At 63.5% G+C, this 25889-nt stretch carries 25 protein-coding genes, 1 tRNA gene and 1 pseudogene; 21 read left to right on the top strand and 6 right to left on the bottom strand.

Annotated elements, in window-relative coordinates; translation table 11 throughout:
* Window position 1: 1 nt before the first annotated feature.
* The 6 genes from NKI17_RS15225 to recQ all read left to right on the top strand — a co-directional run bounded on the left by NKI17_RS15225 (window position 2) and on the right by recQ (window position 6278).
* On the top strand, window positions 2-1282 hold the full coding sequence (locus NKI17_RS15225) for a TRAP transporter large permease (protein WP_023678089.1): 1281 nt from the start codon (window positions 2-4) through the stop codon (window positions 1280-1282).
* Window positions 1283-1292: 10 nt separating this feature from the next.
* Window positions 1293-2069 carry a FadR/GntR family transcriptional regulator gene (locus NKI17_RS15220; RefSeq protein WP_352906254.1) on the top strand — a complete coding sequence of 259 codons (777 nt, stop codon included), beginning with the start codon at window positions 1293-1295 and terminating at the stop codon, window positions 2067-2069.
* Between the two features lie 28 nt (window positions 2070-2097).
* Window positions 2098-2955 (top strand): 5-dehydro-4-deoxy-D-glucuronate isomerase, encoded by an 858-nt coding sequence (gene kduI, locus NKI17_RS15215; RefSeq protein WP_352906253.1) that lies wholly within the window; start codon window positions 2098-2100, stop codon window positions 2953-2955.
* Window positions 2952-3719 carry a 2-dehydro-3-deoxy-D-gluconate 5-dehydrogenase KduD gene (gene kduD, locus NKI17_RS15210; protein WP_352644661.1) on the top strand — a complete coding sequence of 256 codons (768 nt, stop codon included), beginning with the start codon at window positions 2952-2954 and terminating at the stop codon, window positions 3717-3719. The genes kduI and kduD overlap by 4 nt, the downstream gene beginning before the upstream one ends.
* A gap of 24 nt (window positions 3720-3743) precedes the next feature.
* Entirely contained in the window at window positions 3744-4082 is a 339-nt protein-coding gene (locus tag NKI17_RS15205) for a cupin domain-containing protein (protein ID WP_352636897.1), read from the top strand.
* A 360-nt stretch (window positions 4083-4442) separates the two neighbouring features.
* Window positions 4443-6278 (top strand): DNA helicase RecQ, encoded by a 1836-nt coding sequence (recQ, locus tag NKI17_RS15200; protein WP_352906252.1) that lies wholly within the window; start codon window positions 4443-4445, stop codon window positions 6276-6278.
* Between the two features lie 45 nt (window positions 6279-6323).
* On the opposite strand, the gene NKI17_RS15195 is transcribed toward recQ, so the two are convergent.
* The gene (locus NKI17_RS15195; RefSeq protein WP_352906250.1) at window positions 6324-7649 is read right to left on the bottom strand and encodes a DUF1186 domain-containing protein; all 1326 of its coding nucleotides are present in this window, start codon (window positions 7647-7649) and stop codon (window positions 6324-6326) included.
* On the opposite strand from NKI17_RS15195, the gene NKI17_RS15190 reads away from it, so the two are divergent.
* The gene (locus tag NKI17_RS15190) at window positions 7626-8612 is read left to right on the top strand and encodes a hypothetical protein (RefSeq protein ID WP_352906249.1); all 987 of its coding nucleotides are present in this window, start codon (window positions 7626-7628) and stop codon (window positions 8610-8612) included. The two genes, NKI17_RS15195 and NKI17_RS15190, sit on opposite strands and share 24 nt — an antisense overlap.
* Here NKI17_RS15190 and NKI17_RS15185 read toward each other — a convergent pair.
* Window positions 8609-8863: a hypothetical protein gene (locus tag NKI17_RS15185; protein WP_352594357.1), complete on the bottom strand. Its 255-nt coding sequence runs from the start codon at window positions 8861-8863 to the stop codon at window positions 8609-8611. The two genes, NKI17_RS15190 and NKI17_RS15185, sit on opposite strands and share 4 nt — an antisense overlap.
* Window positions 8864-9037: 174 nt before the next feature.
* A complete protein-coding gene (locus tag NKI17_RS15180) occupies window positions 9038-9955 on the bottom strand; it encodes an alpha/beta fold hydrolase (RefSeq protein WP_352569543.1) in 918 nt (305 codons plus the stop codon).
* Window positions 9956-10678: 723 nt separating this feature from the next.
* On the opposite strand from NKI17_RS15180, the gene NKI17_RS15175 reads away from it, so the two are divergent.
* Window positions 10679-11275 (top strand): TetR/AcrR family transcriptional regulator, encoded by a 597-nt coding sequence (locus NKI17_RS15175; protein WP_352696899.1) that lies wholly within the window; start codon window positions 10679-10681, stop codon window positions 11273-11275.
* Window positions 11276-11352: 77 nt separating this feature from the next.
* A pseudogene (locus tag NKI17_RS15170) lies at window positions 11353-11928 on the top strand (DUF308 domain-containing protein).
* 75 nt (window positions 11929-12003) lie between these two features.
* Here the strand turns inward: NKI17_RS15170 and NKI17_RS15165 are convergent.
* Window positions 12004-12093, bottom strand: a tRNA-Ser gene (locus tag NKI17_RS15165).
* Window positions 12094-12431: 338 nt separating this feature from the next.
* Here NKI17_RS15165 and NKI17_RS15160 point away from each other — a divergent pair.
* The 3 genes from NKI17_RS15160 (at window position 12432) to NKI17_RS15150 (ending at window position 14214) form a co-directional block, all read left to right on the top strand.
* Window positions 12432-13139, top strand: coding sequence for a 50S ribosomal protein L21 (locus NKI17_RS15160; protein ID WP_352471261.1), 708 nt, complete (start codon window positions 12432-12434; stop codon window positions 13137-13139).
* Window positions 13140-13237: 98 nt separating this feature from the next.
* Complete coding sequence (gene rpmA, locus NKI17_RS15155; RefSeq protein ID WP_023678077.1) at window positions 13238-13507, top strand: 50S ribosomal protein L27; 270 nt, start codon at window positions 13238-13240, stop codon at window positions 13505-13507.
* Between the two features lie 119 nt (window positions 13508-13626).
* The gene (locus NKI17_RS15150; RefSeq protein WP_352569546.1) at window positions 13627-14214 is read left to right on the top strand and encodes a GNAT family N-acetyltransferase; all 588 of its coding nucleotides are present in this window, start codon (window positions 13627-13629) and stop codon (window positions 14212-14214) included.
* Between the two features lie 10 nt (window positions 14215-14224).
* Here the strand turns inward: NKI17_RS15150 and NKI17_RS15145 are convergent, their stop codons facing one another.
* Window positions 14225-15094: an endonuclease/exonuclease/phosphatase family protein gene (locus tag NKI17_RS15145; protein ID WP_352569548.1), complete on the bottom strand. Its 870-nt coding sequence runs from the start codon at window positions 15092-15094 to the stop codon at window positions 14225-14227.
* A gap of 171 nt (window positions 15095-15265) precedes the next feature.
* Here NKI17_RS15145 and obgE point away from each other — a divergent pair, with 171 nt between their 5' ends.
* The 5 genes from obgE (at window position 15266) to NKI17_RS15120 (ending at window position 20956) form a co-directional block, all read left to right on the top strand.
* A complete protein-coding gene (gene obgE, locus NKI17_RS15140; RefSeq protein ID WP_352569549.1) occupies window positions 15266-16297 on the top strand; it encodes a GTPase ObgE in 1032 nt (343 codons plus the stop codon).
* Between the two features lie 2 nt (window positions 16298-16299).
* A complete protein-coding gene (gene proB, locus NKI17_RS15135) occupies window positions 16300-17454 on the top strand; it encodes a glutamate 5-kinase (RefSeq protein WP_023678073.1) in 1155 nt (384 codons plus the stop codon).
* Window positions 17455-17467: 13 nt separating this feature from the next.
* Complete coding sequence (locus NKI17_RS15130; protein ID WP_352569550.1) at window positions 17468-18754, top strand: glutamate-5-semialdehyde dehydrogenase; 1287 nt, start codon at window positions 17468-17470, stop codon at window positions 18752-18754.
* A 250-nt stretch (window positions 18755-19004) separates the two neighbouring features.
* On the top strand, window positions 19005-19592 hold the full coding sequence (locus tag NKI17_RS15125; RefSeq protein ID WP_031212055.1) for a nicotinate-nucleotide adenylyltransferase: 588 nt from the start codon (window positions 19005-19007) through the stop codon (window positions 19590-19592).
* Window positions 19593-19666: 74 nt separating this feature from the next.
* On the top strand, window positions 19667-20956 hold the full coding sequence (locus tag NKI17_RS15120) for an MFS transporter (protein WP_352906247.1): 1290 nt from the start codon (window positions 19667-19669) through the stop codon (window positions 20954-20956).
* A gap of 29 nt (window positions 20957-20985) precedes the next feature.
* Here the strand turns inward: NKI17_RS15120 and NKI17_RS15115 are convergent, their stop codons facing one another.
* Entirely contained in the window at window positions 20986-21843 is an 858-nt protein-coding gene (locus NKI17_RS15115) for a mechanosensitive ion channel family protein (protein WP_023678069.1), read from the bottom strand.
* Between the two features lie 239 nt (window positions 21844-22082).
* Between NKI17_RS15115 and rsfS the strand changes: the two genes are divergently transcribed.
* The 4 genes from rsfS (at window position 22083) to NKI17_RS15095 (ending at window position 25825) form a co-directional block, all read left to right on the top strand.
* Window positions 22083-22460, top strand: coding sequence for a ribosome silencing factor (gene rsfS / locus NKI17_RS15110; protein ID WP_023678068.1), 378 nt, complete (start codon window positions 22083-22085; stop codon window positions 22458-22460).
* Between the two features lie 61 nt (window positions 22461-22521).
* A complete protein-coding gene (rlmH, locus tag NKI17_RS15105; protein WP_352906246.1) occupies window positions 22522-23004 on the top strand; it encodes a 23S rRNA (pseudouridine(1915)-N(3))-methyltransferase RlmH in 483 nt (160 codons plus the stop codon).
* A 151-nt stretch (window positions 23005-23155) separates the two neighbouring features.
* Entirely contained in the window at window positions 23156-24499 is a 1344-nt protein-coding gene (locus NKI17_RS15100) for a murein hydrolase activator EnvC family protein (protein WP_352906245.1), read from the top strand.
* Entirely contained in the window at window positions 24500-25825 is a 1326-nt protein-coding gene (locus NKI17_RS15095) for a S41 family peptidase (RefSeq protein WP_023678065.1), read from the top strand.
* The last annotated feature ends 64 nt before the right edge of the window (window positions 25826-25889 follow it).

Here is a 25889-nt window from a genome sequence, read left to right as displayed (position 1 = left end):
CATGGAACTGTGGATTCTCTTCGGCGTCTTCACCCTGCTGATGCTTATCGGCACGCCGATCGCTTTCTGCCTGGGCGTCGCAAGCCTCGCCACCGTCCTCTATATGGGCCTGCCGCCGCTGATCGTGTTCCAGCGCCTGAATTCCGGCATGAGCGTCTTTTCGCTGCTGGCCATTCCGTTTTTCATCTACGCCGGCGACTTGATGGTGCGCGGCGGCATCGCCAGCAAGATCGTTGCCTTCGCCGGCTCGCTCGTCGGCCATTTGCGCGGCGGCCTCGGCCAGGTCAACATTGCAACCGCTACACTGTTCGGCGGCATTTCCGGCTCCGCGGTTGCGGAGGCAGCGGCGGTAGGCGGCCTGATGATCCCGCAGATGAAGGCGCGTGGATATGGAGCGGACTACGCCGTCAACGTCACGTCGATGGCGGCACTGATCGCGCTGCTGCTGCCGCCGTCGCACAACATGATCATCTACTCGATCTCGGCAGGCGGAAAGATCTCCATCGCCGATCTGTTCACGGCCGGTATCATCCCGGGCCTGCTACTGGCCCTGTCGCTGATGGTCACCGCCTATATCGTGGCGCGCTCCCGCGGCTATCCGACCGAGGCGTTTCCGGGCTTCACCGCGGTCGCGCATCTTTTCGCCGTCGCCGTGCCCGGCCTGCTGCTGATCGCGATCATCTTCGGCGGCGTGCGATCGGGCGTCTTCACCGCCACCGAGAGTTCCTGTATCGCCGTCATCTATGCGCTGCTCGTGACCGTCTTCGTTTACCGGCAGATGACCTGGGAAGGGTTCGTTCATGCCACCCATGGCGCCGTGCGCACCACGGCCATGGTGCTGCTCATCATCGGCATGGCGGCGGCGTTCTCGTGGCTGATGGCCTTCCTGAAAGTGCCGGCAGCGTTGATAGCCTCCATGAACGCGATCTCGGACGATCCGCTGGTTGTGCTTCTCCTGCTCAACCTCTTGATGCTGTTCCTCGGCACGTTCATGGACATGGGGCCGACGATCATCATTTGCACGCCTATCTTCCTGCCCGTGGCGCAGGCCTACGGCGTCGATCCGGTGCATTTCGGCGTCATCATGATCCTCAATTTCGGCATTGGGCTGAACACGCCGCCGGTGGGCGCAGTGCAGTTCGTGGCATGCGCAGTGGGCAAGATATCCGTCTGGGAATCGATGCGCTCGATCTGGCCATTCTATGGCGCAGGCCTCGTGGTGCTGGCGCTCGTCACGTACATTCCGGCCATTTCGCTATGGCTGCCGAGCGTCTTCAAATAGGGGGTGCGACATGGCATCGGACACGGCCGTCGGGCTCCGCGTCGAACGAAGACCGAAGCTTTCGGAAACCGTCGTCGCGGCGATCCGCAAGCAGCTGCAGGCGGGCGAGATCCAGCCTGGGCAAAAGCTGCCGACCGAGGGCCAGCTGACGGAAACCTTCGGGGTCAGCCGCACCGTAATACGCGAGGCGCTGGCCAAGCTTGCCGCGGACGGCCTGGTCGAGCCGCGCCAAGGCGCCGGCGTTTTCGTCACCGAACATATCTCGACAGCGTTCGGTGCTCTGGCAGCGGAGATGGGCAGCAAGGATTCGATTGCCCTCAACGTGCTCGAAGTCAGGTTGGCGATCGAGATCGAATCCGCCGGGCTCGCCGCCATCCGGCGCAACGCCGCGCAGGAAGCGGCAATCCAGGAAGCCTTCTTCGAGTTCGAACGGCTGCTCCTCAACAGCGAGCCGACTGGACCGGCCGACCTTGCCTTCCACCGCGCAATCGCCAGCGCCACCAACAATCCGTTCTATGTCGAGATGCTCGACGTGCTCGGCCGGCGCGCTATTCCTTGCGATGTGACCTCGCCCTGGTCGACCGAGTTCGCGCAGTCCGACGCCTACCAGCGCGGCCTGCAGCGCGAACACCTGATGATCCTCAACGCCATCTCGGCAGGCGATGCCGAAGCGGCGCGGGAGGCGATGCGCGGGCATCTCGGTGCCAGCCAGCAGCGCTATCGCGAGCGCCTGCACGCGCGCCAGATTTTTTATGCCGACTCGGTCAAGGCCGCGGCAACTGAATAAGCAATTGAGGCAGCCCCATGGGACAGCAATGAATCACACTGACAATCATACGGATTTCACCTCCCGCTTCGCCATCGACCCTGTTTCTGCCGCGGCGATGGGCACGGACGAGCTCCGTCACAATTTTCTCATCGAACGCCTGTTCCGGCCCGGCAGCATCAGCCTGACCTACACCCATTACGACCGCATGATCATCGGCGGCGCCATGCCCGCCGGCGCACCGCTGCCGCTGCAGGCGATCAAGCCGACCGGGACCAAGAATTTTCTCGACCGCCGTGAGATGATCATCGTCAACATCGCCGGTGCAGGCGTCGTGAAAGCCGGCGGCCAATCCTACGAGCTGCAGGCGCGCGACATGCTCTATCTCGGCATGGGCACCGATGAGGTGTCGTTCGCTGCGACCAATCCGGCTGAGCCGGCTAAGTTCTACCTGCTCAGCGCGCCGGCGCATCAGGGCCACCCCAACCGGCTGATCCGCATCGGCGATGCCAAGCGGCTCGATCTCGGCAGCCAGGCGACTTCCAACGAGCGCTCGATCTTCCAGTTCATCCATGCCGATGGCGTAAAGACCTGTCAGCTTGTCGTCGGCATGACGCAGCTTGCCCCCGGTTCCGTCTGGAACACCATGCCATGCCATGTGCATGACCGGCGCATGGAGGCCTATCTCTATTTCGACCTGCCGGAGGCGGCGCGGGTGTTTCACTTCATGGGCGAACCGGACGAAACGCGCCATCTCGTCATGCGCAACGAGGAGGCGGTGCTGTCGCCGGGATGGTCGATCCATTCGGGCGCCGGCACCTCGAACTACGCCTTCATCTGGGCGATGGCCGGCGACAATGTCGACTATACCGATGTCGACCTGGTGGCGATGGAGGAGCTCAAGTGAGCGACCTCTCTGCGTTCAGCCTTGCCGGCAAGCGCATCCTCGTTACCGGCGCCAATACCGGCATCGGCCAGGGCATCGCCGTGTCGATCGCGCGCGCCGGTGGCGCGGTGGTCGGCGTCGGCCGGTCGGCGATGGACGAGACGGCGGAGAGGATTGAAGCGGCCGGCGGGCGCTTCGAGGCGGTCCGCTGCGACCTTGGCGACGATGCCGCCGCCCAGGCGATGCTTGACCGCGTCTGGGACGACACCGGGCCGCTCGACGGCCTGGTCAACAATGCGGGCATCATCCGGCGTGCCGATGCGGTCGACCTCACCGAAGCCGACTGGGATGACGTCATCGGCGTCAATCTGAAGACGGTGTTCTTCCTCAGCCAGAGTTTTGCCAGGCGCGTGCTTGCCGAATCTGGACGGCGCGGCAAGATCGTCAACATAGCTTCGGTGCTGAGTTTCCAGGGCGGCATCCGCGTCGCCTCCTACACCGCCTCCAAACATGGCGTGCTCGGCATCACACGGCTGCTGGCGTGCGAATGGGCGGCAAAGGGGATCAACGTCAACGGCATTGCGCCCGGCTATATCGAGACCAACAACACCGAGGCGCTGCGCACCGATCCCGACCGCAGCGCTTCGATCCTGGCGCGCATTCCGGCCGGCCGCTGGGGCGCGCCGGAAGACATCGGCGACGCAGCCGTCTTCCTGCTGGCGCCAGCGTCCAACTACATGCACGGCGCGGTGGTGCCGGTGGACGGCGGCTGGCTGGCACGATGAACAACAAAAGGTGAGAGTTTGGCGATGACCGGAACCAAAATCTTCTCGCATGCCGGCGAGGCTGCGTGGACGCCGACGCCGGATGGCAACCGCAGGCGCGTGCTCCTGCACACGGATGAACTGATGATGGTCGAATTCGGTTTCGACAAGGGTGGTGTCGGTGCATTGCACTCGCACCCGCATGTCCAGGCGAGCTACGTCGCCGAAGGTCGCTTCGAAGTCACCATCGACGGCAGGACCGAGGTCCTGGAAACCGGCAGCAGCTTCATCGTTCCTTCCAACCTTGTCCATGGCGTCAAGGCGCTGCAGGCGGGACGGCTGGTCGACAGCTTCACGCCACACCGCGCCGATTTCCTCGACTGAGCTGCGGGCCCGAAGATCAGGCAGCCGGTTCTCAGAAAAAAACCCGCGCCTCCGGAGAGACGCGGGCGTGTTGCCTGGGCGCTTGTGGCGCCGCGGTACTCAAAACATCACCGCAGAACCTGAACCTGCCGAATGATAGTGAAGATAGGATTAACCGCTCCGAGGCGGTGCGATATTCACAGCCAAAGCGAATAGGGGCTGGAACGACGGTCTGATATCGGCCAATGAGAGAGAAGTTCGCCTCAGGCGGTGCCGCGGACAGGACCAGAGGGGTCGATAAATGTTCGAATCTGCTGTCCAGGCAATCACCTGGCGATTCGCCGGGGAATTTCGGCAGGTCGTATCCCCGAAAGTTCTGTAATGCAGGTAGCAGCGAGCATCCCGGCAGAGGATTCCAAGCGGCGCGTCCTGAAGGATGTATTCGGCTTCGATGATTTTCGTCTCGGCCAGGCGGCCGTGATGGAGGCGCTGCTGGCCGGGCATCATGTGCTGGCTGTCATGCCGACCGGCGCCGGCAAATCGCTCTGCTACCAGGTCCCGGCGCTGGTGCTGGGCGGGCTCACCATTGTCGTTTCGCCGCTGGTGGCCCTGATGCAGGATCAGGTCGCCGCATTGCGCCTTGCCGGCGTGGCGGCCGATACGATCAATTCCTCGCTCGACCGCGACGCCAATGTCGCTGCATGGCGCCGTGTCGCGGCAGGCCAGACGCGCCTGCTCTATCTTGCACCGGAGCGGCTAATGACGGTGCGAATGCTCGAGGCGTTGACCAAGCTCGATGTCCGGCTGATCGCCATCGACGAGGCACATTGCATCTCCCAATGGGGACCGGCGTTCCGGCGCGAATACGAAGAATTGTCGAGACTACGTGATATCTTCCCGAAAGTGCCGATCATTGCGTTGACGGCGACGGCGGACGAGACGACGCGCACCGACATTGCCGCGCAACTGTTCGACGGGCGCGTCGATACCGTGGTGCTCGGCTTCGACCGGCCGAACATCAAGCTAAGCATTGAGCCCAAGCAGGACAGCAAGCGCCAACTGCTCGGCTTCGTGCAGCGCCATGCGGGCCGCAGCGGGATCGTCTATTGCCTGTCACGCAAAAAGACCGAAGAGATGGCGGCGTTCCTCGAGCGGAACGGCGTACGCGCGCTCGCCTATCATGCCGGCATGAGCAAGGACGCGCGTGAAGCGAATCAAAACGCTTTCATGACCTTGTCCGGCGTGGTGATGGTGGCGACCATCGCCTTCGGCATGGGGATCGACAAGCCGGATGTCGCCTATGTCTTCCACACAGACCTGCCGGGCAGCTTGGAGGCCTATTATCAGGAAATCGGGCGGGCGGGCCGCGACGGGCGGGCGGCCGAGGCACATATGCTCTTCGGTCTCGGCGATATCCGCATGCGCCGGCTTTTCATCGAAGACGAGGACGCGCCGGCTGAGCACAAAAGGCGCGCGCATGGCCGACTCGATACGCTGATCGGTTATTGCGAGACGACGCAGTGCCGCCGTCAGATCCTGCTTGGCTATTTCGGCGAAAGTGCTTCGCCTTGCGGCAATTGCGACAACTGCCTCGACCAGGCGCCGCATGCGGATGGCGAGGCGGAGGCGCGGATCATCCTGGCGGCGATCGCACAGACCGGCGAGCGCTTCGGCGTCGCCCATGTCGTCGATGTCCTGCTCGGCCATGAGACCGAGAAGGTCCTGGACAGGAACCACCACAGGCTTGCCAGCTTCGGCACCGGTGTGGCGCATAAAAAGAGTTTCTTGCTGTCGCTGCTCCGCCAACTCGTCGCGGGAGGGTTCCTGACATTGGACTCAGCCGGCCATGGCGGCGTCGCCATTGCCGAGAAGGGCCGTGCGCTGGCTCGGGGCGAGGCTTCATTCCGGTATCGCTTGGACGCGCGCCAGTCATCGCGAGGCAAGATACGTCCTGAGGATACCGCAGCAGGCACGGAAGGTCTGGATTCGGCGCTGCTGGCCGCGCTCAAGGCTGTACGGCTGCGTCTTGCCCGGGAACGCCAGGTGCCGGCCTTCGTGATCTTTTCGGATCGTACACTGATCGATATGGCCGAACGCTGCCCGCGTGATCTGGACGCCTTCGCCGCGGTCAACGGCGTCGGCGCCGCCAAGCTCAAGGATTTCGGCGAGATATTCCTCGGCGCGATCGCTGCGCATCAGCCCGGTGGATCGGCGTGAGGGTAGCCAAAAATCAAACTCGCAATTGCGCGACACTGCAACAGGTTAGTTTGCCAGGCAGCATTTCTTTGCTTTCTTGCCGCTTCCACAGGGACACGGATCATTGCGTCCGACATGGCGCCAAGGATTTGTGACCGGCGCTGTCAATCTCGACAACTCGTCGAGCCAAGTTTGTTCCGGCAAGGGCGATTGCCAATCTTCCTCGCCAAAATACTCAAGGTGGCTGGTCCATTCCAACGCTTCAAGCACGTCGTCGATATAGCCGAGAGCGGCGCGCTCGAATCGATCCATGTCGTTTGGGCTTTGCTCGGCGGCCAGGAGATCGTCTTCGAAATCGCGGCGGTCGATTACCCCTTCGGGGATGCGGCCGTCGTCCCATGCGCTGTGAACAAGTGACGCCAGATCGCGCAAGCCAAGCAGGGCGATCGCCCCCAGCCAGGCGATCCAGGCGAAATCGTCGTCATCGGCCAGCCTCTCGGTGTGGAATCGCTCGAGAAAATCTCGCATTCGGTCACGCTCGATGCGGCCTTCCCAGGTCAGGAAGGTCGCTGCGCCCAAAACTGCATCGCGGACGAATTCATCGACGGAGCGGTCGCTGATCAAGCTGAACAAAGCGTCGGCGTCGCCATCAAATACGCCGGCGACGATACGCGCCATGCTCTCGGTCACCACGTCGCCGAGCAGGTCATCGAGGTCGCGTCCCGGCCGGCGCAGCAGGCGCAACAAGGGCCCGAACGTTCTAGTGTCGCGAGCGCCGCCCAGAATGTAGATGCCTCGCAAGAGCAGCATCTGATCATCCCGCGACAGAGCCTCTCCTTCGGCCGCTCTTGTGACGACGGCACGCAGCGCGGGAGCCGATTCTTCAATCCTCGCTATGCAGTGAATGATTGCGACATCCGGCAATTGCTGCTCGTTTGCCACGGCATGTAGTTGATCTTCTATCGGACCGAGATCGAAGCCGGGCTTGCCCCGTCCAAGGACGGAGTCCAGTTCTTCCTTCTTCATGGCATCCTCGCTGCCGTTCGCGCTTGCCAAATCTACGACAGGCCGGCTGCCTTTCAACAGTTCATCCGCACAGACGGCAAATTCCTGTGCAGAAAGTGCCAGACAGGGCGAGTTCGATCTCGACACAGCTCTATCCTGAACTGACCTGTGGGACGAGGATCGGCCAGCAGCCAAGCAACCATGAGCGAATATCAATACTACGAGTTTCGGGCGGTCGACCGCCCACTCAGCGAAGCGGATCGCCGGGACTTGCGCGATGTGTCGACGCGGGCGCGGATTACGGCCACGAGCTTCACGAATTTCTACGAGTGGGGCGACTTTAAAGGCGATCCGGTCGCGTTGATGCGGCGTTGGTTCGATCTTCATCTCTATTTGGCGAATTGGGGCACCCACCGGCTGATGATCCGGTTTCCAGCGCGATTAATCGACCGGCAGCGTCTCGAGGGATTCCTGCATGCGGTCGATTGCCTCGAGATCAGCACGTCCGGCGAGAACCTGATCGTCGACATCCTGTGCGAAGAACTGGAACCTGCGGACGATTGGGATAATTGGGACGACGACTCGCACTGGCTCGAAGCACTGGCGCCGCTGCGCGCCGACGTGCTCGGCGGCGATCTGAGGCTTTTCTACCTGCTGTGGCTGAAGGCGGCCGAGATCGGTTCCGTCAAGCCGGACGAGGCGGAGCCTTTGCCGGGGATCGGCCCGATGACGCCCGCGCTCGACGCTTTCGCGCGCTTCTTTCAGCTCGACGCCGACCTCGTCGCTGAGGCGGCCGAGCGTCCCGCCGGCACGACAACGGAATTGTCGCCGGATATGGTCCGGCGTTCAGTCGGCGCCTTGTCCGATCATGAAAAGACGACGCTGCTCGTTCGTCTCGTCGACGGCGATCGGCATGTTGAAAACGAGCTTCGGGCGTTCGTCCGGAATCGCTCGATGTTGAAAGTCTCTGTTGGAAGCCCCATGGCCACTGTTCCGCGCTCGGCCGGCGAACTGCGAGCCCGTGCCGAGGCGATCCGTCAGGCCCGCGAGCGCGCGCAGGAGGAGCAACGAGAGGCTGAAAGAAAACGGCAGGCGGCGGAAGAGGCGCGCGCTCGCCGTATTCGGCTCGATGCGCTCTCGCGACGCGGCGAAAGCGTCTGGCGTGAGGTGGAGAGCGAGATCGAACGCCGCAACCCTCCCGGCTACGATGAGGCCGCCAGCCTTCTGCTCGACCTCAAGGCAATCGCCGAGGAATGTGGCACGACCCACGATTTTGCTCGCAGGCTGCAGGCGATCCGCGATCGGCATATCCATAAGAGGCGTTTTATCGAACGGCTAAGAGACGATTAGCACCGGCTTCGTCTCGCCGCGGCAATCGCAGCCTCCTGCTGCCGCAAGCGCTCGATCTTCGCACTCTGGCGGGCAGCCACGGTCGAGGCGACACGCTGCCCTCCCAGCAGCCAGCCCGGAATGTTGGTGTGGACGACTTTGCCACGAGCGATGGCTGTCGCCGACATTTCGTCGGCGACAGCGCCGATCGCCACGTTGAGCTCGACGCAACTCATCTTGTCGTATTTCGCAGCATCAAAGGATGCCGGCAAAGGCGATGCGCAACTTCCGACAAACATGAGGCTGCATATCAGAGGCGTGGACGTGGAGATCGCCTTCATTCCCTTATCAAGCACATTGATGCCGGACGGGCGGATTTTCGGAGGGTTCTCGATCTAGGGCCGCGAAGCACTCGCGAGGTTCCGCGTAACTGAAGCATGTGACCTCTACAATACTCTGTGCTGACCGACCTGTTTGTCTTCAAAGAATTCCGAGAGAGCCGCTGCCGTCTTGTCGGGGTGCTCTTCCGGGAAAAAGTGCCCGCCTTGGACAGCGCATCCTGCCACTCTGTCGGCCCATTTCCTCCAGATGGCCAGCGGCCCGCCTTCTTGCGCATACCAGTTCTCCAGGGCGCCTTCGCCACTCCATAGCGCCAGTAGCGGACAGTCGATGCGACGACCGTTTGCGCGGTCCAGCGCGTCATGTTCACGATCGATCGTCGCAGCGGCGCGATACTCTTCGCAGATGGCATGAATATGCGCGGGATCGCGAAGCGCATCAACATAGGCGTTCCTGACCTCTTTGGAGACCATTTTCGCCGACGATCCCCAGTGCGTAATTGCATCGTCGACGACAGCATCGGGAGCCGCGCCGATCAGACGCTCCGGCAGGGGCTCCGGCTGCGCAAGAAGGCTCCAGGGCCAGAAGCCGAGCGCCAGTCTGGCATCCGCCCGATCCCACGTTGCGGCGGTGGGGATGATGTCGAGGACGGCGATTTTGAGCACTTTGTCGGGATGGTCGAGCGCCAGGCGATAGGTAACCCGCCCGCCGCGATCATGCCCGGCAACCATGAACCGCTCAAACCCCAGCTGCTTCATGGCCTGAACCATGTCGCCGGCCATGGCGCGTTTGGCGTATGGGCTATGATCGGCAGAGGAAATCGGACATCCGCTTTGCCCATAGCCTCGAAGGTCGGCGGCGACCACCGTGAAGCGGAGCGCCAAGGCTGCGGCGATATCCCTCCACATCAGATGCGTTTCTGGAAAACCGTGAAGAAGCAGCAGCGGCGGACCGGTGCCTCCGACCCTTGCGAAAATCGTCGTATCGTCCAGTCGTAGGCTGGTGGCTCTGAACCCTGCAAACACCGTCAGCTTCCTCCGCGCCCTTAGGAAAGCTCCCTAAGGGCGCTAACGGCCGCCTGGGGCGAAAACCCCGGCCGCGATGGCCAGGGTTCAAGCCGGCCAGTTGCTAGAATCGAAACCAGACCCAGACGCGCCTGCGGAAGCACCGCCTGCGCCGATAGCCGTTTCGCCAGTAAACGCGACAGACCCTTCTCCAAGCGCGCCGGCGGCGCCGGCGCGGCCGGTGCCACCGGCGATGATAGACTGGTTGCAACTCTGCTTGAGTTTCATCGTCGTCGAAGGTCTCGACATCCGGCGCCTCGAGTTCATCGAGAATGCCGCTTCTGGCAGTTGGAACGCCGGCCACTGCGTTGATTGGCCGAACTGTGCTTGCAAGGGCCGCGGCCCCGGCAATGCCAAACATTCCTGTCAAAAATAGTCGCCGATCCATGGAAACCTCCCAGTCTTCAACCAGCGATAGAACAAGCTAACGATGGTGAGATAGCGCAGTCGGTGCAAACGCCTAGTGCCGCACGGCGATTGGCGGTGGTCCGGTCGGCCGGAGGGTGTTGCCTCGTCCTCGAAGTGGGATGGCTACCTCGATCGACAAACACCGGAGCTGTCTGAATGGATGGCGGGCCGAGATCAATTAAGATCGAATGACGTCTACGCCATAGCCACGCAATTTCACGCTACTCGCGTTGCAATAAGACTTGACTGCCATCCTACCAGAAGGTAGGTAAAAGTATGAGCAACTTGTCTACCACCTCTGATGACATCCTGGCTTGCGCACGTTCACTGATCGTCGCTGGCGGCTACAACGGTTTCAGTTATGCCGACATCGCTGATGTGGTCGGGATCCGTAAGGCGAGCATCCATCACCATTTTCCAAGCAAGGTCGATCTGGTTCGGACACTGGTTGCGCGGTATCGCGAAGAAACTGAAGCTGGGATGGCAAATGTCGAACTTCACGAATCCGATCCGCTCGAACAGTTGCGGATCTATGCCGGGTATTGGGAAGCCTGCATCGCGAACGCCAGCGCCCCGTTTTGTATCTGCGCGCTGTTGGCAAGCGAGCTCCCCGTGCTGCCCGAGGAAGTTGGCCTTGAGGTCCGGGCGCATTTCCGCTCGCTGTCAGGGTGGCTTACATCGGTGATGGAGCGCGGTGCGCGGCACGGCCAATTTCGACTGATGAGCACCCCTCGTGCCGAGGCTGAAGCGTTCATGGCGACCGTTCACGGCGCGATGCTTTCAGCACGGGCCTATGGCGATCCGAAGATATTCGCCGTCGTGACGGGCCCGCTCCTGGAGCGGCTCCGCGCTTCCCCCCGGATGCGGGCCTAGATCTCAACTAACCATACTAGCAATCACTCTGCGACGTTCGTCGAGAGTCCCTACCTACTAGTCGAAAGGACAATCCAATGACGGTTTACAGTGGCGATCTTTCCCGCTCCAGCCAAGAACAATGGCTCAAGCTCTATTACTTCGCTCGGACGGCGTTCTCGGCTGTCTGGGTGGCGGCTGCCTTTACGGTGGGACAGCATTCCGGGGTGGTCGCGGCGGTGTTACTCGTGGCTTATCCTGCATGGGAATGCCTTGGCCAATTTTGTCGACGCATCGCGCAGCGGAGGATTGGGACAGAATCGCACCCAGACCATCAACGTCGTGGTCAGTGTGGCGACAACGCTCGCGGTCATTGTTGCGCTGAAGATGAGCATGAATTGGGTGCTCGGCGTGTTCGGCCTATGGGCGATCCTGTCCGGCCGCTTCAACTCGGCACCGCCGTCCGCCGTTGGAAGAGCTCTGGTGCGCAGTGGGCGATGATCCTGAGCGGAGGGCAATCAGCACTGGCAGGCACGTTTTTCATCGTGCAGACGCGGATGCCGATGCCGCCATCGATCTCCAACGTGGCCGGCTATGCCGCAGTAGGCGCCCTCTACTTCCTGGTTTCGGCGGTGTGGCTGAGCGTGAGCCAATTGCGGCGGAAGGCTGCATAGGCCCGCGATCTTAAGCCATTACCGGCGCGATGAGAGATGCTGTTACCTATGGGTCCGGAATGGACCATTCCGAAGTGGCGGAGAGGGAGGGATTCGAACCCCCGATGGGCTTGCACCCATGCCGCATTTCGAGTGCGGTGCATTCGACCACTCTGCCACCTCTCCGCGGTCATGGTCCGCCGTTGCCGGCGCGGCGCACTAGATAACGGCTGGACAGGCAGGTTACAAGGGCCAATCTGCCCCGGCGCCGCAGCTTCTGTCCGTGCTTCCTTCGAGGCTCCGGTAGCCGCTGCTCGATATTTGCAAGGACTGGGCTCAACCCGTTTGCAGCTTGCCCGCGGCGCTTGCCTTGACTCAAGCCGAACCTTCGGTTAGGGACAGCGCGCAATCGGCGTGGAGGGATCTTCCGCGCCGCTTGTTTTTTGAACCCGCAGACTGACAAAAAGACGGCCGAACCGCCTGAGGCGGTTCATCAAGGCCGACCGAACAGCGAAAGGCAAAAAATGTTCGCAGTCATCAAAACGGGCGGCAAGCAGTATCGCGTTGCCGCCAACGATCTCCTGAAGATCGAAAAACTCGAAGCCAATGTCGGCGACATCGTCGAGATCGGTAGCGTGCTCGCGCATGGCGAAGGCGAGAACGTCACGTTCGGCGCGCCGTTCGTCGATGGTGCGATGGTCACCGCCGAAGTCGTCGAGCAGGGCAAGAACCGTACCGTCATCGCCTTCAAGAAGCGCCGTCGGCAGAATTCGCGCCGCAAGATCGGCCATCGCCAGCTTTTGACCACCGTCAGGATTGCCGAGATCCTGCTGGGTGGCGCCAAGCCGGCGAAGAAGGCCGCCGCCAAGACCGAAGCGAAGGCCGAAGTTGCAGCCAAGACCGAGGCGAAGGCTGAAGCCGCGCCGAAGGCAGCAGCGAAGGCAGAGGCTGCGCCGAAGAAGGAAGCCAAGGCCGAGACGACCGAGGACAAGGCTGCCGAAGCCGCCGCGCCGTTGTTCAAGGCGCCGAAGGGCGAGCCGGACGACCTGACCGTGATCAAGGGCATCGGCCCGGTCGCCGCCGGCCAGCTCAACGAACAGGGCATCACCACCTTTGCCCAGATCGCCAAGCTGTCCGACAAGGACGTCGCCAAGATCGACGAGCACATGCCGTTCAGCGCCGACCAGATCAAGGACTGGCGCGAGCAGGCCAAGGAATTGGCGAAGAAGTAGAACGAACCGGCGCAATCGGCGCCGGATCGGACTTGAAACGGAACGCGAACGCGTTCATAAGATCGTTTAGGCGCCTCGCGGCGCATCGGAGTAGTTAGATGGCACACAAGAAAGCTGGCGGATCGTCGCGCAATGGTCGCGACTCCCATTCCAAGCGGCTCGGCGTGAAGAAGTTCGGTGGCGAAGCCGTGATTCCGGGCAACATCATCATTCGTCAGCGTGGCACGACGTGGCATCCCGGCACCAATGTCGGCATTGGCACGGACCACACGCTGTTTGCGCTCGAAGCTGGCGCAGTCACCTTCAACAAAAAAGCCAATGGCCGAACCTACGTATCGGTGAACCCGATGACGAAGGCAGCGGAGTAGCCGGTTCCGCACGAGAACACCGGCACCCATCTCGGGACCGGTGTCTGGCCAAGCCAGGAAATGGATCAGGGGAGATGGGTTTCCATCTCCCCTTTTTCTTGTGCCTGGAGGACTTTGATATGGTTGCCGAAGCGGAAGCGACAGACGACGAAAGTTACACGATAGATTGCCCGGTGCTCGCGACCGAGCGGCTGGTCATGCGGCCCCCGGGTGAGAGCGACATCGAGCAATTGGTGGCGCTCGCCGACAACCGCCACGTCGCGGAAATGCTGGCTCGCATGCCGCATCCCTATGGCGAGGCGGAGGCACGCGCTTTCCTGGCCATGACGGCATCGCGCCGGGCCGGAATCGCCTATGCGTTGACGCTGGCCGGCACCGAGACCTTCGTCGGCTGTGCCGGGCTCAACACTACGGATCGTGGGCTGGAGCTCGGCTACTGGATCGGCGAGCCGTACTGGAAACGCGGCTACGCGACGGAAGCAGCGCACGCACTGGTCGACCTTGCCTTCCAGAGAACCACGATCCAGGTGCTGCACGCCTCGACGCGGGTTATCAATCCGGCCTCGCGCCGGGTCATCCACAAATGCGGCTTCCAGTATGCCGGCCAGGGCATGCTGAACTCGATCGTTGCAGGCCAGGTGCCGGTCGAGCGCTACCGCCTCGATCGCAAGACCTGGACCAGCCTGCGGAACTGGGTGCATTTTTGATGGATGCGGCTCACGTCATCTCGAGCCAGACCGGCAAGTGATCCGAACCGGCCGCTTGCCGGTCGACCCACAGGCGCCTCAGCGATTTGGCAAGCGAGGCGCTGGTGAAGATGTAGTCGATGCGCTTGTAGCGGCTGGTATCGCCCGGCCGCTTGGGGTCGACCCAGGTGACGAGATCGGCGCCGGCGGCGCCGAGGCGCGTGGCGGCATCGACGGCGAGGTCGGCGGTCACCGGCATGCCGAATTCATGGTCAGCCTGGCCGGCGAGTTCGACATGTTCCGGCGATCCGGCCAGCATGTTGAAGTCGCCCATGACGACGAAGGCTTCGGGACAAGGCAGCTCCGGCAAGCCGATCTCGGCGACGCCGGAGAGCCCGCCGCCCTCGAGCGAGTATTTCAACAGACGCTGGCGCAGAAAGCGGATCTGGCTCAGCCGTTCAACCGGGCTGCGATGGTCGAGATGGGTGGAATAGAAGCGGATCGGACCAAGCGGCGTTTCGATCAGCGCCTCCAGCGCGCCGCGCTGGAAGTTCATCGCCTCGACACTGCGGCTGCGCGGCAAAAGGAGATTGCGCGACAGATGGATCGGCGTCCTCGACAGCACCATGTTGCCGAGCTGGAAGGTGGTCGTGATGGCGCGGCCGTTCTCCAGGCGCGAGCCGGCGTCGGCTTCGAAATTGCTGCCGTAGACGGCAAAATAGTCGGGCAGCGCCTTGCCGAGGTCGGCCACCATGTCGCGGCCGCCATTCTTCGGGTTGGCGCGGGTGACCTCCTGCAGCGCGATCACGTCGGCGCCGCGCACGGCATCGGCGATACGGCCGACATCGTACCGGCCGTCGAGACCGACGCCGTAGTGGATATTGTAAGTTACCAGCTTCATTCCGACATCTCGCGCTTGGAAAGCCGAAGATCGATTTTCGGCAAGGGTCAACCAAATGGTACGCGTCCAGAGCTACGCGCGACGTTACAGTAGCAAAAACGGCCCTCGCCCTTCGACCCGCCTTGGTTTAGAGCAATCCCGCAAAGCCAATAGCAGAAACCATACAATCCGATGAAATTTCTCGATCAAGCCAAGGTCTACATCCGCTCCGGCGACGGCGGCGCCGGTTCGGTGTCGTTCCGGCGCGAAAAGTTCATCGAGTTCGGCGGCCCGGACGGCGGCGACGGCGGTCGCGGCGGCGATGTATGGGTCGAGGCGGTCGATGGGCTGAACACGCTGATCGACTATCGTTACCAGCAGCATTTCAAGGCCAAGACCGGGACGCACGGCATGGGCCGCAACATGACCGGCGCCAAGGGTGCCGACGTAACGCTGAAAGTGCCGGCTGGAACACAGGTCTTTGCCGAGGACAATGAGACGCTGATCTGCGATCTGACGGTCGTCGGCCAGCGCTTTCTGTTGGCCAAGGGCGGCAATGGCGGTTTCGGCAACCAGCACTTCAAGACCTCGACCAACCAGGCGCCGCGCCGCGCCAATCCCGGACTGCCGGGCGAAGAGCTCAACATCTGGCTCAGGCTGAAGCTGATCGCCGATGCCGGCCTTGTCGGGCTGCCCAACGCCGGCAAGTCGACCTTCCTGGCGGCGGTCACCGCGGCCAAGCCGAAGATCGCCGACTATCCCTTCACCACGCTGCATCCGGGCCTTGGCGTGGCCCGCATCGACGGTCGCGAATTCGTCATTGCCGATATTCCGGGCCTGATCGAAGGCGCGCATGAAGGTGTCGGCATCGGCGACCGCTTCCTTGGCCATGTCGAGCGCACGCGTGTCCTTCTGCATCTTGTCTCGGCGCAGGAAGAAAATCCGGCCAATGCCTACAAGACCGTGCGTGCCGAGCTCGAAGCCTACGGCAATGGGCTGACCGACAAGGTCGAAATCGTCGCGCTTTCCCAGGTCGACATACTCGATGCCGACGCACGCAAGAAAAAGACCGCCTCGCTGAAACGTGCCGCCGGCCGCGCGCCGATGCTGCTTTCGGCGGTCACCGGCGAAGGCGTCGAGGCGGTGTTGCGCGCGCTGATCGCTGTGGTGGCCGATGCACGCGAGGCTGCCGCTGCGCCGGTCGAGACGCGCTGGAACACATAGCCATGGCCGCGCAATCGCTGAAAAATTATCGGCGCATTGCCGTCAAGATCGGCTCGGCGCTGCTTGTCGACCGCACGACGGGCCTGAAGCGCGACTGGCTGGCCTCGCTTGCCGACGACATCGCCGTGCTGGCCAATGGCGGCGCCGAAATTCTCGTCGTGTCTTCGGGCGCGATTGCACTTGGCCGCACCATTCTCGGCCTCGGCAAGCGGGCGCTGAAGCTCGAGGAGAGTCAGGCGGCGGCCGCCGTCGGGCAAATCGCGCTGGCCGGCGCCTGGTCGGATGCGCTCGGCAAGAATGGCTTGAAATCGGGCCAGATCCTGCTGACGCTCGGCGACACCGAAGAGCGCCGCCGCTATCTCAACGCGCGGGCGACGATTTCGACACTGCTCAAGATGAAGGCGGTGCCGGTCATCAACGAGAACGATACGGTGGCCACCTCCGAAATCCGCTATGGCGACAACGACCGGCTGGCGGCGCGTGTCGCCACCATGATGGGCGCCGACCTTTTGGTGCTGCTCTCCGACGTTGACGGGCTCTACACGGCACCGCCGGCGCGTGACCCGCAAGCCCGGTTCATTCAGGTCGTCGACCGCATCACCCCCGACATCGAAGCGATGGCGGGTGCCGCTGCTTCGGAATTGTCGCGCGGCGGCATGCGCACCAAGCTCGACGCCGGCAAGATCGCGACCGCCGCCGGCACCGCCATGATCATCACATCGGGCACGCGGCTGTCGCCGCTGCTGGCAATCGAGCGCGGCGAGCGTGCCACCTTCTTCCGGCCGAGCGCCAATCCGGTCAAGGGCTACAAGACCTGGATCGCCGGGCAGCTCGAACCGGCCGGCCGGCTGACCGTCGATGCCGGCGCCATCGGCGCGCTGCTCTCCGGCAAGTCGCTGCTGCCGGCCGGCGTCAAACTGGTCAGCGGCAATTTTGCGCGTGGCGACACGGTGGCGATCCTGTCGCCCGAGGGCCGCGAGATCGCGCGCGGGCTGGTTGCCTATGATGCCGCCGATGCCGTAAGGATCGCTGGGCTGAGGACGACAGAGATCGAAACCGTGCTCGGCTACGAGGCGCGTTCGGCGATGATCCACCGCGACGACCTTGTGGTGAGCCATGCCGGTGGTGAGCAAGTAGTCGGTGACCAGGTTACATAGCGGAGGATGAGCCATGCTGACGCTGCATGAAAAATCCCGGGATGATACCGTGGCGCTGATGGCCGATATCGGCCGCCGCGCGCGTGCCGCGGCCCGCCCGCTGGCCATAGCTGCGGCCGAGCGCAAGCACGCGGCGCTGATCGGCATGGCTCAGGCGATCCTTCGGCATGAGCAGGACATCCTCGACGCCAATGCCATCGACATCAGAAATGGCAGGGAGGCTGGCCTATCGGCAGCGTCGATGGATCGGCTGAAGCTCGATCCCGCCCGCATCCGCGCCATGGCAGACGGTATCAGCGAGATCGCCGGGTTACGCGATCCGGTCGGCGATGTCATTGCCGCATGGGACCGGCCGAACGGGTTGCATATCGAACGGGTGCGCACGCCGCTCGGCGTCGTCGGCGTCATCTATGAGAGCCGGCCTAACGTGACCGCCGATGCCGGCGCGCTCTGCCTCAAGGCGGGCAATCCGGTGATCCTGCGCGGCGGCTCGGATTCGGCGAATTCTTCCGCCGCTATCCATGCCTGCCTGGTCGAGGGGCTGAAGCCAGCCGGGCTGCCGGAGGATGCCATACAATTGGTGCCGACCACCGATCGCGCCGCCGTCGGCGAAATGCTGAAAGGACTTTCCGGCAATCTCGAGGTCATCATTCCGCGCGGCGGCCGCAGCCTGGTCGAGCGTGTGCAGAACGAGGCACGGGTGCCGGTCTTCGCGCATCTCGAGGGCATCTGCCATCTCTATATCGACCGATCGGCCGATCTCGACATGGCGGTCAAGATCGCGGTCAATGCCAAGATGCGGCGCACCGGGGTGTGCGGTGCTGCCGAGACGCTGCTGGTCGACCGTGCCGCCGCCGGCACGCACCTGGTGCCGATCCTCGAGGCCCTGCGGGCGGCGGGCTGCGAGATCCATGCCGATGCCGAGGCGCTGAGGCTTTATGCCGATGCCCAGCCCGCGACCGATGCAGACTGGGTGACCGAGTATCTCGATGCCATCATTGCGGTGAAGCTGGTCGACGGCATTGGCGGCGCCATCGAGCATATCGAGACGTTTTCCTCGCATCACACCGAGGCGATCATCGCCGAGGACGCCACAGCGGTCGACCGGTTCTTCAACGAGGTCGATTCGGCGATTCTTCTGCACAACGCCTCGACCCAGTTTGCCGATGGCGGCGAGTTCGGCATGGGCGCCGAGATCGGCATCGCCACCGGCAAGATGCATGCACGCGGGCCGGTCGGCGTCGAGCAACTGACCTCGTTCAAATATCGCGTGCGCGGGTCGGGACAGGTGAGGCCTTGAATCCGTCCACAGTCCGAGCCTGAGAGGCGTGCGCCCAGCCACCCCCCTCTGTCCTGCCGGACATCTCCCCCTCAAGGGGGGAGATTGGCTGTCATTTCTGATTTCGCCAATCGGCGGCGTTGCAAGATTTGCGCCTGCGATGAAGCTGACAATCTCCCCCCTTGAGGGGGAGATGCCCGGCGCGGCAGAGGGGGGTGCCTGACGCATGCTTGCCTTGTCCGAACATGCCATATCCTCCCGCTATCTCAAGATGCCGCATGCCGGGAAAGGCGTGGCGGTCGGGCTGTTCGGCGGTTCGTTCAACCCGCCGCATGCCGGCCATGCGCTGGTCGCCGAGATCGCACTCAGACGCCTTGCGCTCGATCAGCTGTGGTGGATGGTGACGCCCGGCAATCCGCTCAAGAATGCCGGAGACCTGGCGCCGCTGGCCGAGCGGCTGCAGCTATCCGAAAAGATCGCGAAGAACCCGAAGATCAAGGTCACCGCATTCGAGGCGGCCCACCGCGTCCGCTTCACCGCCGACACGCTGGCGCTGGTCAAGGCGCGTAACCCGGGCGTCGATTTTGTCTGGATCATGGGCGCCGACTCGCTTCGCGACTTCCACCGCTGGCAGCGCTGGCGCCGCATCGTCATGACGTTCCCGATCGCGGTGGTCGACCGGCCAGGCGCGACGCTGTCGTTCCTGTCGTCGGTGGTCGCCAAGACCTTCGACTATGCCCGCGTCGACGAGGGCGACGCACCGCGGCTCGCCCGCATGACGGCGCCGGCCTGGACCTTCATCCACGGCCCGCGTTCGTCGCTGTCGTCGAGCGCGATCCGCAAGGTGGCAAAGGGCTGAACCGGCGCGGAAGGCAAGTCCGGTGATGTCGCTTTTGCCGCTGCCTTGACCTGCTTGATGGGCGATCCTCGGTCATGACGATTCTCGAGCGCGACCAGGACAAGAACGGTCTAGGGCAGCCGGCGCCGTCGATCGCCATTGCCAGCATCCTTTTGTCGATGGCGCTGATCGCCGTCGGCAATGGGCTGATGTTCGCCTATATCCCAGTCCGGCTCGGCGCCGAGGGCTTCGATCCGACATGGGCGGGGCTGATCGTCACCGGCCTTTCGGCTGGCGGCCTCGCCGGCTGCATCCTGACCGGGCCGCTGGTGCGGCGTGTCGGCCATGCCCGCGTGTTCATGGTGCTGTCGGCGCTGATCGTGCTGTCCAACGCCGCGGTCGGCGCGGGGCCGCACCCATTGCCATGGATCGCTGCACGGGCACTCTACGGCTTTGCCATATGCGGCCTGTTCATTGTCGCGCAGAGCTGGCTGAACGATGTCGTCGCCAACGTCATCCGCGGCCGGGTCATGGCTATCTTCTACGTTGCCTACGTCGCCGGGCTCGGCGTCGGCTACTCGACGCTGGCGTTGGTCGATATCCGCGCGGCCGACGCGCCGCTGATCGGCATTGCCTTCACCGCGCTGTCGATCCTTCCCGTCGGGCTGACGCGGCTTGCGCAGCCGCCGGCGCCGCAAGCGGCGTCCGTGGCGCTCGGCCGCGCCTGGCGGATCTCCCCGGTCGGCGTTGCCGGTATGCTTGCCGTCGGCGGCCTGTCGATGACGATCTCGGGTTTTGCGCCGATCCATGCCACGGCCAAGGGCTACAGCCAGGCCGACGTCGCCTTGCTGCTTTCGGCAATGCCGGTCGGCACGCTGATCCTGCAGATTCCGCTCGGCTGGATTTCCGACCGCACCGACCGGCGCTTTGTGCTGATCGCGGCGTCGGCGCTTGCCGCCGCGGCGGGCCTGTTTGCCCTCGGTTTCGACGGCGGCGCGCTGGCGGCGCTGCTCGTCATCTATGTGGTCTGGGACGGCGCCTCGGAATCGATCTATTCGCTTGCCAGCGCCCATGCCGGCGACCGCGCCGGCAAGGACGACATGGTGGCGTTGTCGAGCTCGCTTTTGTTTGCCTGGTCGCTGTCCGGCTTCGTCGTACCCGGCATTGTGACCGGACTTTCCGCCGTCTACGGCACGCAGGCCTTCATCTATGTGGCAATCGTCATTGCCACAGCCTACTGCCTGTTCGTTCTCTGGCGCGTCGTCATGGTTCGGCCGGTGCCCGCCACCGAGACCGGCAGTTTCGCGCCAATGACGGCGCAGGCGCCGTTGCCTGTCGATCTCGCCTTCGCGCCCGAAGATCAGCGCGGGCGCGGAGAGCTTTGAGGGCCATCTGCCGGCCGGGTTCAAATGCTCTATTGCTGCGTGGCTGAGGCCTCCGGCTGCGGCACTTGCGGCGCCGGCGCCGGGATTGAAAGGCCTTCGGCATCGAACGCCTGCTTGACGCTCTTGGTGAGGTCGATCTGGGCGGCGAAGAAATCGGCAGCCGCCGTCCAGTAGCGCAAGGTGATGGCGACGGTGCTGTCGCCGACAGTCGCGACAAAGGCGATCGGCGCCGGCTGCCGCCTGACGCGTCGGTCGGCGGCGGCGACACCGAGCATGGTCTTCTGCGCAAAATCGATGTCGTTCCAGGAGCCGATGCTGAGCGTGATGTCGCCGCGGCGCACACCGTTGCGGGTGAAATTGCGGACCGGCTGGTTCCACAGGGTCGAGTTGGGTGCAAGCACGTAGACGCCTTCGACCGTCCTCAGCGTTGTGGCAAACAGCCCGATCTCCTCGACGGTGCCGGATATCGCGCCGACTTCGACATATTCGCCGATGCGGAACGGCCGCAGCGCCAGGAGCATGATGCCGGCGGCAATGTTCTGCAGCGTGCCTTGCAGCGCCAGGCCGATGGCCAGGCCGGCGGCACCGATAGCGGCAATGATCGAAGCCGTCTGCACGCCGAACTGGCCGAGAACCATGATCACGACCAGTCCCAGGATGGCGTAGCGGACGACCTGCGAGAAGAAATGGCGGAGCGTTTCGTCGAAGCCGCTGATATGGCCGAGGCCGGCATAGATCGAACGCTCGGCGAGGCCGGCGACGATGTAGCCGATGACCAGCAGGATGACGGCGCCGACCGCCGAAAGCGAGTAGGAGACGATCAGCGTGCTGAGTTGCGCCAGGCCGGATTGCACGGTGAGGAGGGCGTTCTGGGGATCGATCGGCATGTCGGGATTCCGGTTCGTGGATGAGCCGATAACCGCTGCGGGGCGAGGCGGTTCCGATTTTCTGGCCCGAAAAGCCGGATATTCGGCCGCTGCCGGGTGCCTGCTTGCGAGCGGTGTCTTGAAACTGCAACCTAACTCTGCCTATCTAAGCAGTGTCACCTGATTTCAGAGGTGATTTGGTTGTTCTTGCTGCGAAAGGAAATACACTGAGAACAGCACTGCGGAAGAAGGCCGACATCGTGCCTTCGCCGGCCGGGATCAGCGTAAACGACGCCGTGTCCCGCGCCATCAAGACAGTCCTTGCCAGTCTGGAAGACTCCAAGGCCGAAAACATCGTCTCAATCGACATTCAGGGGAAATCGAGCCTCGGCGATTACATGGTCGTCGCGTCGGGCCGATCGCACCGTCATGTCTCGGCTGTTGCCGATCATCTCCTCAAGGCGCTCAAGGATGCCGGGCTCGGCACGGCGCGCGTCGAGGGGCTGGCTGGCGCCGACTGGGTCCTGATCGATTCGGGCGACATCATCGTCCATGTCTTCCGTCCCGAGGTCCGCGACTTCTACAATCTCGAAAAGATGTGGCAGGCGCCCGATCTCGAGGAGGAGACCCTCCACTGAGCCGTATTCGTCTTGATGCATGTCGTTGTCTGACATGCATCAGCGGCTCTTCGAGGCAGGGATGAAGATTACGGTTCATGCCGTGGGCCGAATGAAAGCCGGCCCCGAGAAGCAGTTGGCCGACCGCTATTTCGAGCGTTTTACCAGGAGCGGTCCTGCCGTAGGCCTCGAATTCGCCGGGATCGTCGAGATTGCCGAAGGCCGCGCGCAGGCGGCCAATGAGCGCCGGCGCGAGGAAGGCCAGAAGCTGCAGACGCACTTGCAACCGGGCACGGCGCTGATGCTGCTGGATGAGCGCGGCAAGAACCTTTCCTCCGAGGATTTCGCCGGCCGCATAGGTTCGCTGCGCGATGGCGGGCGCAAGGCGCTGGTGATCGCCATTGGCGGCGCCGACGGCCATGACCAGTCGCTGCGCGACCTGGCTGATCTGACGGTGTCGCTCGGCGCGCTGACCTGGCCGCATCAGCTGGTCCGCGTGATGCTGGGCGAGCAGCTTTACCGGGCGGCCACTATCCTTTCCGGTCACCCCTACCATCGTTCATGAAGTCGGCTCCGTCGGCGAATTGATGCCAGCCGCCCGGATTTTTGCCCCAATGCTCATCGACAGTTTGGGCTCATGGGGTTTGCGGATGGCGGCCGGGGCTCGAACATGGTTGATGGTTCGTTAACGAAGCCGCGCATAGAGTTAGGCTTCAATGTTTGAAGACTGGAAATCACGAACGGGCTCCTGGCGCGTGCGCTACGGCATCGCCGTGGCGACGATCGCGCTTTCGCTCGGCGTCGCGCGGGCCGAGAACACGCTCGACCTGGCGCCCGACCCGGACCAGAGCCGCGCCGAATACGAAAAAGTATCGAAAGAGATCACGCTGTCGTCCGAGCGGCTGGCCAAGCTCGCCGCCGACATAGCGGCTGTCAAGAAAGACCACGCCTCGATCACCGCGGCGCTGATCCAGTCGGCGATGACCGAGCAGAAGCTCGGCCAGGACATCGAGGACATTGGCGGCAAGCTGGAAGGGCTGAAGGCGCAGGGGCAGAAGATCCGCGCCTCACTGGCCGCCAGACGCGACGTTCTGGCCGAAGTGCTCGGCGCGCTGCAGCGCATGGGGCTCAATCCGCCGCCGGCGATCCTGGTCAAGCCGGAGGACGCATTGTCGTCGGTACGCAGCGCCATCCTGCTCGGTGCCGTGGTGCCGGAACTGCGCCAGCAGACCGACATGTTGCTGGCCGACCTCAAGGAGCAGTCGCGGGTGACGGCCTCGATCGAGGCCGAGCGGGCGCGGCTGACGGCAGCTGTCGGCGAGCAGGCGGCGGAAAAAAAGCGGCTCGGCATGCTGCTCGAAGCCAAGCAGAAGCTCGCCGCCGATACGCAAACCGCGCTGGCCGCCGAAAAGCAGCGGTCCGCGACGCTGGCGGCCAAGGCCGGCAGCCTGAAAGAACTGATCGCCTCGCTCGAGGCCGACAGAGCCCGCAAGGCGGCGGATGCGGCCAAGGCAGCCGAGCAAAAGACGGCCGACGCCGACAAGGGCCCGGCATCGGCTGCGGCGCCGACGGAATTGGCCTCGCTGCCGGTGCCGGAGAGCAACAGGCTCACCGCTGCCGCGCCGTTTTCCGCGCTTCAAGGGCAGATCGCGCTGCCGGTCACCGGCAGGATCAAGCGGCGCTTCGGGGCCGACGACGGTAACGGCGCGGTGATGCTCGGTGACATGGTTGCGACACAATCGGGAGCCATCGTCACAGCGCCGGCGGATGGAAATGTGCTTTATGCGGGGCCTTTCCGCTCTTACGGTCAACTCTTGATCCTGAATGCGGGTAACGGCTATCATGTCGTCCTGGCGGGGATGAGCAGAATCAGCGTCGCGTCTGGCCAGTCGGTGCTCGCAGGTGAGCCGGTCGGCGCGATGGGAGAGGCCCGGGTGGCGAGCACCTCGGCATCGAAGAATGGAAATGCCACGCCGGAGCTCTATGTCGAGTTCCGCAAGGATGGAAAACCCGTCGATCCGGCCCCATGGTGGGCGGACCGTTTTTCTGGAAGGACGTGAATGATGCGGAAACTGTCGCTTCTGTTTGCCGGTGCGCTGATGGGTGCATCGGCGATGAGCCTGGTCTATGGCGCGCCCGGCTCGACAGCGAAAGCTGCGGGCTCCGAGACCTATAAGCAACTGGCGATCTTCGGCGATATCTTCGAACGGGTACGGGCGAATTATGTGACGCCGCCCGACGACAAGTCGCTGGTTGAAAATGCCATCAACGGCATGCTGTCGTCGCTCGACCCACACTCCTCCTACATGAACGCCGAAGAAGCGCAGGACATGCGCGTGCAGACCAAGGGCGAATTCGGCGGCCTCGGCATCGAGGTCACCATGGAGAACGACCTGGTCAAGGTGATCACGCCGATCGACGATACGCCGGCCGCCAAGGCAGGCGTGCTCGCCGGCGACTATATCGCCAAGATCGACGGCGAGGAGGTCCGCGGCCTGACGCTCAACGACGCTGTCGAGAAGATGCGCGGGCTGGTCAATACGCCGATCAAGCTCACCATCCTGCGCCAGGGCGCCGACAAGCCGATCGAACTGACCGTCGTGCGCGACATCATCAAGGTCAAGGCGGTCAAGTTCCGGGTCGAAAACGACATCGGCTACATGAAGATCACTTCCTTTACCGAAAAAACCTATGACGACCTCGAGAATGCCATCGACACCATCAAGAAGCAGGTGCCGAACGACAAGCTCAAGGGCTACGTGCTCGACCTGCGCCTCAATCCGGGCGGTTTGCTCGACCAGGCGGTGAGCGTGTCGGATGCCTTCCTCGACCGTGGCGAGATCGTCTCGACGCGCGGCCGCGACCCGAAGGACGTCACCCGCTTCGACGCGCGGGCCGGCGACGACATCGGCGGCAAGCCGCTGATCGTGCTCGTCAATGGCGGCTCGGCCAGTGCCTCGGAAATCGTCGCCGGCGCGCTGCAGGATCTGCGCCGCGCCACGGTGGTCGGCACGCAATCCTTCGGCAAGGGTTCGGTGCAGACCATCATCCCGCTTGGCGAGAACGGGGCGCTGCGGCTGACGACGGCGCTCTATTACACGCCGTCCGGCAAGTCGATCCAGGGCAAGGGCATCACGCCCGACATCAAGGTCGACCAGCCGCTGCCGGCGGAACTGCAGGGCAGGGACCTGACGCGCGGCGAATCGGACCTCAAGGGCCATATCAAGGGCGCCGACGAAAGCACGACCGGTTCGGGTTCGGCAGCCTATGTGCCGCCGGAACCGAAGGACGATTTGCAGCTCATCTATGCCGAGCAGCTGCTGCGTGGCCAGAAGACCGATCCGGCGTTCCCGCCGAATCCGCAAAAGGCCGTGTTGAACCAGTAAGGGCGGGCAAGCCGGGCCAAACAGGTCTGGCTGCCTGAGCGAAGCGATGCGATGCTGCCGGGGC

Source organism: Mesorhizobium sp. M0816 (genome assembly GCF_040320005.1).
Classification (GTDB): domain Bacteria; phylum Pseudomonadota; class Alphaproteobacteria; order Rhizobiales; family Rhizobiaceae; genus Mesorhizobium.
The sequence above is the reverse complement of the archived record's forward strand: the minus strand, read 5'-3'. Positions and strand labels throughout refer to the sequence as shown.